The sequence below is a fragment of the Hyphomonas sp. genome (genome assembly GCF_037969335.1).
Taxonomy (GTDB): Bacteria; Pseudomonadota; Alphaproteobacteria; order Caulobacterales; family Hyphomonadaceae; genus Hyphomonas.
Genome location: NZ_JBBKXE010000177.1, coordinates 1 through 10,625, shown reverse-complemented (window position 1 = coordinate 10,625; position 10,625 = coordinate 1). Strand labels below are relative to the sequence as shown.

General features: G+C 59.2%; 9 protein-coding genes. 7 read left to right on the top strand and 2 right to left on the bottom strand.

The features are described from left to right. Window positions 1-14: 14 nt before the first annotated feature. Window positions 15-584 carry an ECF-type sigma factor gene (locus AADA04_RS13255; protein WP_340693749.1) on the bottom strand — a complete coding sequence of 190 codons (570 nt, stop codon included), beginning with the start codon at window positions 582-584 and terminating at the stop codon, window positions 15-17. Between the two features lie 143 nt (window positions 585-727). On the opposite strand from AADA04_RS13255, the gene AADA04_RS13250 reads away from it, so the two are divergent. The 7 genes from AADA04_RS13250 (at window position 728) to AADA04_RS13220 (ending at window position 9,775) form a co-directional block, all read left to right on the top strand. Next, window positions 728-1,279 (top strand): hypothetical protein, encoded by a 552-nt coding sequence (locus tag AADA04_RS13250; RefSeq protein WP_340693748.1) that lies wholly within the window; start codon window positions 728-730, stop codon window positions 1,277-1,279. 2 nt (window positions 1,280-1,281) lie between these two features. Beyond that, window positions 1,282-2,910, top strand: coding sequence for a hypothetical protein (locus AADA04_RS13245; RefSeq protein ID WP_340693747.1), 1,629 nt, complete (start codon window positions 1,282-1,284; stop codon window positions 2,908-2,910). Next, complete coding sequence (locus AADA04_RS13240; protein WP_340693746.1) at window positions 2,907-4,064, top strand: FHA domain-containing protein; 1,158 nt, start codon at window positions 2,907-2,909, stop codon at window positions 4,062-4,064. Before AADA04_RS13245 ends, AADA04_RS13240 begins: the two co-directional genes overlap by 4 nt. Further along, window positions 4,061-5,602, top strand: a complete 1,542-nt coding sequence (locus tag AADA04_RS13235) for a serine/threonine-protein kinase (protein WP_340693745.1) — start codon at window positions 4,061-4,063, stop codon at window positions 5,600-5,602. Before AADA04_RS13240 ends, AADA04_RS13235 begins: the two co-directional genes overlap by 4 nt. After that, complete coding sequence (locus AADA04_RS13230) at window positions 5,599-6,105, top strand: hypothetical protein (protein WP_340693744.1); 507 nt, start codon at window positions 5,599-5,601, stop codon at window positions 6,103-6,105. Before AADA04_RS13235 ends, AADA04_RS13230 begins: the two co-directional genes overlap by 4 nt. Before the next feature lie 2 nt (window positions 6,106-6,107). Further along, entirely contained in the window at window positions 6,108-7,070 is a 963-nt protein-coding gene (locus AADA04_RS13225) for a C1 family peptidase (protein WP_340693743.1), read from the top strand. 329 nt (window positions 7,071-7,399) lie between these two features. After that, the gene (locus AADA04_RS13220; RefSeq protein ID WP_340693742.1) at window positions 7,400-9,775 is read left to right on the top strand and encodes a serine/threonine-protein kinase; all 2,376 of its coding nucleotides are present in this window, start codon (window positions 7,400-7,402) and stop codon (window positions 9,773-9,775) included. Between the two features lie 30 nt (window positions 9,776-9,805). Here AADA04_RS13220 and AADA04_RS13215 read toward each other — a convergent pair whose 3' ends face one another. Continuing rightward, window positions 9,806-10,252, bottom strand: coding sequence for a hypothetical protein (locus tag AADA04_RS13215; RefSeq protein ID WP_340693741.1), 447 nt, complete (start codon window positions 10,250-10,252; stop codon window positions 9,806-9,808). Between the last annotated feature and the right edge of the window lie 373 nt (window positions 10,253-10,625).

The window sequence follows — 10,625 nt, the reverse complement described above, 5'->3', positions numbered from 1 at the left end:
CCTGAGGTCAGCCTTCACCCGGCTCGCTCTTCGCTCAACGCGTTCAACAACCAGGCTCGGGCGGTCCGCCAGCCTCGCTTGACGGTGGATTCAGATGTGCCGGTAACTTCCGCGATTTCCTGATGGCTCATGCCGCCAAAGTAGCGCATCTCGACAATATCGGCCTTGTCCTTGTCGATCGCCGCCAGCCGGATCAATGCCTTTTCAAGCACATCGAGATCGATACGGTCGCTTGGCATCCCGGAGAGGCGGGTGACGAGGGTGACTTTGTGATGGTGGCGCTTATCGGAGAGCTTCTTGCGGGCATTGTCGATCAGAATGCGCCGCATCGCGCGGGCCGACAAAGCGAGAAAATGGGACTTGTCGGCCCATTCTATCTGATCGAGCTTTACGAGCCGCATGACCGCCTCATTCACGAGGTCGCCAGTGGACAACGAACTGTTGCGCTCTGCCCGAAGCAAAGCCGCCGATACCTGCCTCAGCTCGCTGTACAAAAGCGTGAACAAGCGATCACGCGCCACCAAATCACCCGCGCGCCAATCATTCAGCAATTGCTTGGCTTCTGTCCCGTCCGTGTCCGCCACACCGTTATCCTGTCAACGCCCCTGAGAATAGGATCACAAAAGCCAGCCAAATCACAGCCGTGAAAATTAATTATGTGCCGGCTGAACCGAAACGCCGAAGTCCTGCGCCTCTGTAATTGGAACCCCGATGCAAGGAGCAAGCCATGGACGAGACCCTGCGATCAATACCGGCCGAAGCGTGGCCGGTGATCGACATCCTGTTTAATGTAACCTGTGTGGTCACGGCTGTTTGGCTGGCGTGGACCGTGTTCGTGATCTGGCGCCGGTCGGCTTCGAACCTGACAACGGCCAGTTCGAGCAGCCCCAATCGCAAGGCACAGCCGGATTTCCTGTCCGTCGACAGGAAGGCCCGGCAAGAAGCGATCAAGCGCGGCGAAAGTTTCGAAAAGGAACTCGACAAGCGGGAGCGGGACGAGGCGCAGCATGCGCGTCGCGCTGCCCGCTCCAAAGAAACCCGTATCAGCCGCATAGCCCGGCTGATCTCGCTGTTCATGGCGCTTTTCTCGCTGGCCACGATGATCTCCGGCACGGTTTTCCAGGTCACCTTCATGGGCCGCATCTGGGAGCAGTATTCTGCCTCTGAACGCTTTATCGGCGTCGTCACGGCGCACCCCATCGGCGTTAGCGTCACCGCTGCCGTCATTCTCTACAACCTCGTCACTTTCGTCACCAACCGCAAATGGGAGGATAAATAGTCATGGCGTCAGAACCCGTAATCCTGAGCGATCCACGCATGCTGGCAGAATTCATGCGTCAGTCTGAATTCAAGGCCTTCTTCGAAAAACGATATGCCGTTCCACCAGACTATGCAGCCCTGCTGTTCAAGAATGGCCAGTTGATCGATGCGTTCAAAGGCGGCCACTTTTCGGTCGGCGGCGTTGTCGACAAGATCAAGAGCCTCGTTGGCGGATCAACTCACCTTGGCATGATGATCGCCGACCTGAAGCCTTTCTCTGTTCAGACGGCGCTCAAGGCCCTGTCAAAGGACAAAGTGGAGATTGCCGGGGTTGCAACGCTCGAGTTGCAGGTTGATCCCGACAAGCCGTCCAACATTCTTGGCATGATGCATGGCGTCACGCGATCGGGCAGCGATCCGGAGACACCCGGCCGCAAGGCGCTTTCCAAGACCGATGTTCTGGACCGCATCCGCCCGCATCTGTCGGACCGCGTGTTCGAGGCGGCCATCGGTCGCGTAAATGCGGCAGACGTACGCGGCGAAACTGGCCTGCAGGACAAGATCCAGGCCGACATCATGCTGGAAGTTGAACGCATCGTAGGTGATCTCGGCCTTATTGTTCGGGCGGTCTCGCTGGAATGGGCGATCAATACCGAAGAAGTCGCCGCGATGGAGCGCGCGGATGCCAACCGCCGGCAGAGCGCGCTGGATCACCAGCTCGAAATCATCAAACGCGAGATCGAGCGCGAGAATGATGCAACCGAAATCACGCTGAAGTCTCAGGTCGATCTGGCCAAGCTGCAGAACGTTTCGGAAGACGAACTGAAGCACATGGCGCTCAACAGCGAGATCGAGTTCCTTGATGCCCGCGAAGGCGCCAAACGCCGCCAGGAACTCGAAGCGCTCGGCCACGAGATCAACACGCTCGAAATCGAACGAAGGGCCCGTTTCGACGACTCGCTCGCCACAGCCCGCAATGATGTCGAGCTGCTTGATATCCGCAAGCGCCAGGCTGGCGTCGAGCGCGATATTGGCCTCATTCAGCAGAGCCAGGCTGACCAGATGCGCAAGTCAGGCGCATTCACGGATGTCGAAATCACCAGCGCAGTGCAGAAGCAGCAGGCAGACCATATTGCGCGCCTGCAGGAAATCGAACTGCGCGCCAATGAGGCGGAAGCCAACCTTGCCATCAAGATGTCGGGCGCCAGTACGCAAAACGAAATCTCCGTGCTGGATGCCAGGGCGCGCGCCAAGGCGAACGAGATCAGCGCGTTCAAGGCCATGTCGGCCGAGCAGATCCTGGCCATCAATGCCGGCCTTTCGACTGACGTGGCCATGGTCCTGGCGGAACAGGCCCGCGCCAAGAGCAGTTCGGCCGGTGAAACCATGCAGGCCATGCGCGACATGGTGGAGGCGGCCACCGCTGCGCAGGTCAGGTCTGAAGAACAGGCCCGTGACATGTTCCGTATGGGTATGGACGGGGCGGTGGGCGTGGCCCACGGCGCCGGTGGCAAGGAAGGCGGCGCTGCACCTGTCGGCGGCAAGTCTTCCACTGCGGCTGATGCCACGGTGGAGTGCCCCAAGTGCATGGCGGTCAATTTGGCCAAGGCCAACTTCTGCAAGCAGTGCGGTCACAAGCTGCGGACATGAACCAGATGGCCCGGCTCACATCATCCCCCGGCAAATGCTGTTTCAAGGCATCGCTCGACCGCGAGGCGACGTTTTGTGATGAATGCGGCTCGCCAATTCAGCGGTGCATGGCCACGGACGAGTGTGGCGGCTTGCTGGACGCGGCAGGTTGCTGCCCGGTCTGCGTTGCTCCGGAGCTCAGTCTCGACGCCGGTTCGGCTTCCAGCATCAAGGTGGGTGGCTCGCTGGCCCTGCCCTTGCTGGTTTCCAACAACTCGCCCGTCGGACGTCCGCTTTTTGTCGAGGAGCTCTGGATCAAGGGCGACGATTCAGAGCCTCGACAAGTCGATCTGACCTTCCAGCGCCTCAACTCTGAATCGACCGCAGAAGTCGGCTTGCGAACAGGTGTATTTGAAACAGCCGGACTCCACCGGTTCGATGTGCATATCGTTGTCGCCACTCGCTATCTCTGGCGCGAAGAACGCTATGTCTTCACCACGGCGATCGCGATCCCGGTCGATCCGGAAGGCCCGTCCGAGATCGTTCAGAACTACAATATTCAGGCTGATGAAATCGGCGCCGGCATGACTATCTACAACCCGACCCGCATCCAGAAGGAACGCGAGGCCGGTATCGCCACACATGCCGAACCGATCCGCCTGACGATGCGCCGGGCCGACACGCTTGAACGCTCGCTCGGCCATCGCGGATACACCGGCAATCTTGCTGTGACCAAATATACGGATCTGATCTGGCAGGGCTTCGACCCTGGGCACGCTCCGCTTGACGGGCCAATCCGCACCCAGACCGGCGTCCTGGGCCTGGGGCGGGCCTCCAATGCGCCAGAGGGCGGCATGAATGATGTCCGCCTGTTGATCACGCATGATGGGGAAATTGACGAGGAGGCTTCTGTCCATATCTCGCGCCGTCACTTCCACCTGTTCATAGAAAATGATCGCCTCCTGCTTCGCGTGGAGAGCCAGAATGGCCTCCTACTGAACGATACACCCTGGCGGCGCGGCAAGATGATTGCGCTCAAAGACGGGGACGTGATCCGCCCGCTCGTCAGCAGGCCCAACGCGATCGCGCTCAAGGTCCTGTTCGAAACACAACACGATGAAGTCGACCGGATCATCCTCAAACGCCTGGTTGATTTTGCGGGAGACAGACCATGACAACATGCGAAAAATGCGGCGCGGACCTGCCATCCGATTCAATCTTTTGCTCCAGTTGCGGCAAGCCCCTGCGCGGCGACGACATAGACGGTCACACGTCGGGCGCGGTCGACCAAATCACACCCATGACGGGCCTGATCACGCCGGACCCTGACAACCCGACAGGCCGGGAGTCGAAATCCTCCCCGACGCTTGAACCAGGGCAGATCTTCGCCGAGCGTTATACAATAGAGAAGGTCATCGGCCGCGGCGGCATGGGCGTTGTCTACAAAGCCACCGACAAGATATCCGGCAAGCCGGTTGCCCTCAAACTCATCAACGCCTCACATCTCGGCGGCGAACGCGCCGTTCAGCGGCTGATCGAGGAAGGCGTAACCGCACGCGACATCCGGCATCCCAATGTTGTTGCTGTCTACGATATCGGGCTCTCCGCTGACCAACCCTTTGTCGCAATGGAATACCTTGACGGCATTTCCCTGCGCAGCTGGCATGGACGCATGATGCAGCGTGGCGAGGCAGTACCTCTTCGTGTTGCTGCGCGTATCATCGTCGAAATTCTCGATGGCCTGCGCGCGGCCCATGATGCCGGGGTCATCCATCGTGACCTGAAGCCAGAAAACATCATTCTCGTCGGCGAACCGACCGACAAGGCGGCGCCGTTGAAGTTGCTCGATTTCGGGATCGCCCGCGCTGCCGGAAGCCTGCAAAGCTCGTCCAGCGGAACTGGCCTCGGCACGCCCGACTATATGGCGCCGGAACAGCGCACCAATCCGGATGCCGCAGGCCCGTCGGCGGACATCTACTCCATTTCCGTCATGCTCTACGAACTCCTTGTCGGCGTGGTTCCGGGCCGCCACTGGCAGCCGCCTTCGGGCGGCCGCTCTGACGTGCCGATGGAGGTGGACGAGCTGATCCTGAAGGGCATGTCCGACAATCGTGACTCCCGCCCGCAATCTGCGACCGCCTATCGTCAGGCCCTTATTGCGTCTGTGAACCGCGTGCCAGTCGGGCCGGATCCTGTGAGGCCTGGGCGCCCCGGCAAATTGATGGGCTGGATTGTTGGGGCATCCGCTGCCCTGATCGCTCTCGTTGTCTCAATCAGCGTGATCTCCTCAGCGATTCAACCGGACCCTTACGGGACGATACCTTTTGATGACCCTGACCCGGACGAGCCCGAGCGTGAGCGCGAACCCGAGCGCGATCCCGAGCCCGAGCGCAAGCCGATCTCCCGTTCAGACTATCTTACGGGAACATGGGCAGACGGCTATGGCGGCTATTACAACCTTCGTGTCTCGCAGAACGGGTCGCTCAGCGGGTCCGGTCATAGCGGTGATGGCGCCCCAGTGAATATCCGCGGCGGTATCAGCGGCAACGCTCTCCAATACGTAATCAGTGTTCAAAGCATGGACGTTGCTAGTGGTAGCGGCCTGCAGACCGACCAATGCCACTTCAACTACCAGACCTTCGACAGCTACGGGAATCTGAACCTTTCAGGCACTTTTCACGTCAACCACGAACCCGGGGAGCCCTGCCCATGAGATTGGCCATACTGTTCATCGCGTCACTGGCACTAGCAGGTTGCAAGCCTTCCTCCGTGTTCGGCCCAGACAGCCAAAAAGAAGAACTTCTGGGGGAAGAACAATCACCCACCAGCATGGAAGTTCCTGCGCCGCCGTCACTCACATATCCGTCCGGCGAGTGGGACGATGGATTCGGCAATGTCTGGCGCAGCCATGTAACCGGAGACTCACTTGTCGCAGAGCTTAATAATGGCTCCAGCGTCCCGCTGATCATGCTTGGAACGATCCAGCATGAGACTTTGTCTTACCAGGTCAGTTTTCCAGACAATGTACCGATTGCCCAGGGCCAAGCCCGCCTGATCGACGCGGCTCATGCCGTGTTCGAGACCTACAATTACGACGGTTCCCTGAACACTCACGGTCTGGTGCATTTTAATCACTCGTCCGATGTGCCTACGGGACAGCCGGTTGAACTGCGTCCGCAAGGCGACCTTCCCGACACAGAAATCAAAGGAGATTGAGAATGTCCCAAGACTATTCAAAATACCGTACCGATGGCTGCTTGCTGGAGGAAAGCCCCAGCGCGGCCCCAACGCTGAAAGCCGATCATGCAGGGCAATTGCCCGAGCGGATCGACCTTCGCGGCATGTGTTCGCCGGTCGAAGATCAGGGTCATGTCGGCTCCTGCGCCGCCAATGCGGTAGTTGGGGCACTGGAATATCACCAGCGCCTCTCCGGCCAGGGCGTCACAGACCTGTCCCGGCTCTATGTCTACTATAATGCCCGCAAGATTGGTGGGACGACCGATTCAGACAGCGGCACGTTCATTCACCATGTCATGGCTTCAGTGCTGGCCTTTGGTGCCTGTCCCGAACGCATGTGGCCCTACCAACAAGCCATGTGGCCCACTGAACCAATCAAGGCCTGCTATCAGGGCGCGGAACAGTTTGGCGCCGTTTCTTACGCGCGCACCGGACTCGGTCTGGGTTCCAAGGCCGCTGTCGCCAACGGTTTGCCCGTCGTTTTCGGCACGAGCCTGCCTCATGACATGTTGATGGTTGAGGCGCGCGACACCGGGCGGATTGCCAGCCCGCGAGGCGGATGGCCCCAGCCATCAGGCGGCCACGCCATGCTCATCGTCGGTTACGATGACGCGCGTGGCGCCTGGCTTGTGCGTAATTCCTGGGGGCCGTTATGGGGCGATCAGGGGCACCTTTGGATCGCTTATGACGTGATGGAGCACTACAGTCATCCGTATGCTTTCTGGACCATTGGCGCCATTGAGAGCAAGGCGAACCTGTCTGTCAGCGGCCCGTCCCAGCAGCAGGCGCTCAAGACTGTGCAGGCCGAAGCCCCGGCTCAGATGAGCCACGCACTCTCGCAGCTCAAACGTAACCTGGGGGCCGATCTGGAATCCAGCCTTGAGCAGGCAAAGCGCGGCATACGTGAACGTCTGCGCGGTCCGGGCGCTGGTGGCGGTTATTGATTTGAGGAGGCCCGGGATCAAACGGACCACCGCCCGGCCTGCTGTCCACGACAGGCCGGGGGCGGTCCTTCCGGGCGTCCCCTCCCGGCGCATATGGCCCTGACCAGTTTGGCCGGGGCCTTGGTTCAAGAGGCGTACAATTGCCGCAAACCGTGTCACCCTGTCCTGATTTTTCTATTTTGCCTGCACCGTTGATCCACATTGCCGGATCGGCCACAATCGTAGCGGGAACGCGTCTGCATTGTTTCAACTGTCGGAAAACGCCGTGTGCATTCGGCGCCTGAGTTGTGTAGCTGCAGGCTGGATGCCGAACATGTGGGGACATGAACATGAATACGCCAGACTTCGACAAACAGGTGGTGGAACTCTTCACGAAAGCGCTGGACCAACCGTCCGAAACGCGGCGAGACTGGATCGTCCGGCAGGCTGGCGACAACAATGCCCTGCGCGACCGCGTGCTTGAACTGCTCATTGCCGACAGCAATGCCCACACGTCTCTCAAGACAGGCGGAGCGAGCGCCGATGCCGCTCAGCCACCAGCGCCAGAACGGGTCGGGGCCTATCATATTACTGGCCTGATCGGACAGGGCGGAATGGGCGCGGTCTACGAAGGCGAGCGTGATTCCGGTGATTTCGCGCACAAGGTCGCCATCAAGGTCATACGTCCAGGTGTTCTATCAGACTCGCTGATCGCCCGGTTCCGAAGAGAGCGGCAGATACTCGCTGACCTCGGCCACGCCAATATCGCCCGCCTTCTCGACGGCGGCGAACTTGATGACGGCTCGCCTTACATCATCATGGAATATATCGATGGCCGGCCAATAACGGACTGGGCCGACCAACAGGACCTGGGACTCGATGACCGGCTCTGGCTGTTCGCTGATGCCTGCAGCGCCGTTCGCCACGCCCACCAGAACCTGATCGTCCACCGCGACATTACCCCGTCCAACGTCCTCGTCACGCAGGCGGGCCAGGTCAAACTCATTGATTTCGGTATTGCGAAGCCGAACGACATCGACGCGGTTTCAACGCAAGCCAGCTCCAGTTCTCTCGTAAGCCTCAGCTTCACGCCGGGCTTTGCCGCCCCCGAGCGTGCCCAGGGGGCGGGCACGAACACGCTGTCTGATGTCTTTTCTCTCGGCAAGCTGCTCGAAGTCCTGACAGAAAACTTGCCGCACTCCGACGATATCTCCGCCATCATATCCCGCGCCACGATGATCGATCCAACCAAGCGCTACGCTTCGGTTGACGCCCTTATGGACGACGTCAGAAATTTCAGGTCCGACCAGCCCGTCGATGCGCGTGAAGGTGGCCCTGCCTATCTGGCAAGCAAATTCCTCAAGCGGCGCCGGCTCGTCGTCGCGAGCACAACGTTGGCCTTCATCGGCCTCGCCACTGCCCTCGGGATAACGTTCTGGCAATACCAGCGGGCCGAGGCGGCGCGACTGGAAACCGACTACCGCTTTCAGCAGGTCCGCACGCTCGCCAATTCCCTCATGTTCGACGTTTACGACAAGATCGATCTCGTACCGGGGTCCACCCGCGCCAAGGTTGAGCTTGCCGAAGCCGCACAAGCCTATCTCGACTCACTGGCCAGCGACGCGCGTGCCTCCGACGAACTCCGCATCGAAACCGGACGCGGCCTTGTGCGTCTAAGCGAGATCCAGGGCACGCCAGGCTTCAGCTCGCTTCAGAAAGTCGATCTCGCAGAGGCAAACCTTGAACGCGCCCATGCGATTCTCCAGCCACTCGAAATCACAGAACCCAAGTCCGATGAACTCCTCATCGCCCTTGGTGACCTCTATGCGGGTCTCAGCGACGCCTCTCTCTATGTCGTTGTCGACATGGACAAGGCCGTCGCCGAAAACGCAAAGGCACAAGCCTATTACGCCGCCTACCTTGAACGCCACCCCGGTGACCTGCACCAACGTTTTCAGCTCCTTGCGATGCAAGGCAACCAGGGCATCATGGAGTTTCGCAATAATGACAACGATGCCGCTCTCGAGACTCTTGACGCTGTAATCTCCGGCTTCGAAGCGCCGCTCGCCGCCAATCCTGACAGCGTCGACCTTCTTTATGGCCTTGCGCGGACCCAGCGTATCCAGTCGGAAGTTCTCACCAGTTCCGACCGCGCTGAAGAGGGCGTTGCTGTCGCCAGCGCTTCTCTTGCGACGCTTGAGCATGTCCGGCGGGTGATCCCGGCCGAGACCGTCACCTATTGGCGGGCACGCAGCTTCAGCCTCTGGCGGCGCGCTTTTGCCTATTACAATATCGGTGAATCCGAACTGGCTGTCGCAGATTACAAGGCGGCCCTGGATATTGCGGCCCGCCGCATCGCGCTCGACGCCGATGATGAAGATGCCCGCCAAAATCAGGCGACTTATAATGGTGAAATCGCCTATGCGCTACTCGACCTCAAGCGGATGGACGAGGCCGAACAGAGCCTGCTCGCTGCCACGCAATGGTTCCGCGAACGCTACGAACGTGCCCCTGAGCGCGGTGCCTATCAGCGCAACATGCTGGTCCAGCACGTTCAGCTGCATGAATTCTACAATGGCTGGGGCACTGACGAAACCAAGCGATGCGGCCATCTCGCAGAGATCAAGCGCTATGCCGATATCATGGAATCTGCAGACACGATGCTGGAAAGCGATCGGCCGGAAATTGCCGCCTATTTCGAACAACATCCCCTGTGCCAAGGATAGCCTGACATCAGGATCAGAGCGCTCTTTCGTTCAGTCAAGTAGTCCGCCTCCGACACCGAAATCGCGACGGGCAGAAACGATGGTCACCATGAACCCAGCAATGACATCGAGCAGCATCATCAACATAAGCAAGAAGAACACCGACGTCGCGAAATTCCTGACCAACAGGAAAGCGATCAGTGAGAGAACAAAAATCGCCATCGACAATCCGTGATTGATCAAGGAACCTGTCTTCGAATTGGTTGATTTGATGATTTCAATGAACAGCATGATCATTCCGATCAGAAGAATCCCGTCCCCCAATTCGAAGATCCATCGTCCACCCGACACCATTGGCATCTGGAAGATCGTTGCACCCAGCGTGTTCATGATGGGGACTGTCGCCATATCGACCGGTTTGCCTGCGGCGACCGCCGCAGCCCCATAAAGAATTACGGGCACAATCATCAATGGCGTCGCCGTAAAGACATTTTTCATAACCTTTTTCCTCGTTTCCCCGATCGCACGGATCACTTGCGTCCATTAGAACAAGCGCAGCTTTGGAGAGGAACGGGTCAAACGAGTTTTGTGGACACGAACACGGTTGCTTCAGTAAAAGCCGGATCGGAAGGCCTCTTCGTTGTCCGATCGATCAAGGGAGAGCAGGGTCCAGCCCTCAAGTGGTCCGATGCAAGTCCTTTTTGAGAACTGGTTTCGAGAAGTGGCTGATAGTCCGATCGGCAGCGCACGACTGAGCTGGTCCCAGAAAACTGAACAGTGAGCTAAGGTATATCCCGACCGACGAAGGGATACCCAGCATGGGACGAAAGAGACGCAAGTTCACCGACAATTTCAAGGCGCAGGTGGCGCT

Bases quoted from the DNA above. Each gene is read 5' to 3' on its own strand.
- AADA04_RS13250 (WP_340693748.1), top strand. From the start codon at position 728: ATGGACGAGACCCTGCGATCAATACCGGCCGAAGCGTGGCCGGTGATC.
- AADA04_RS13245 (WP_340693747.1), top strand. From the start codon at position 1,282: ATGGCGTCAGAACCCGTAATCCTGAGCGATCCACGCATGCTGGCAGAA.
- AADA04_RS13240 (WP_340693746.1), top strand. From the start codon at position 2,907: ATGAACCAGATGGCCCGGCTCACATCATCCCCCGGCAAATGCTGTTTC.
- AADA04_RS13235 (WP_340693745.1), top strand. From the start codon at position 4,061: ATGACAACATGCGAAAAATGCGGCGCGGACCTGCCATCCGATTCAATC.
- AADA04_RS13230 (WP_340693744.1), top strand. From the start codon at position 5,599: ATGAGATTGGCCATACTGTTCATCGCGTCACTGGCACTAGCAGGTTGC.
- AADA04_RS13225 (WP_340693743.1), top strand. From the start codon at position 6,108: ATGTCCCAAGACTATTCAAAATACCGTACCGATGGCTGCTTGCTGGAG.
- AADA04_RS13220 (WP_340693742.1), top strand. From the start codon at position 7,400: ATGAATACGCCAGACTTCGACAAACAGGTGGTGGAACTCTTCACGAAA.
- AADA04_RS13215 (WP_340693741.1), bottom strand. From the start codon at position 10,252: ATGAAAAATGTCTTTACGGCGACGCCATTGATGATTGTGCCCGTAATT.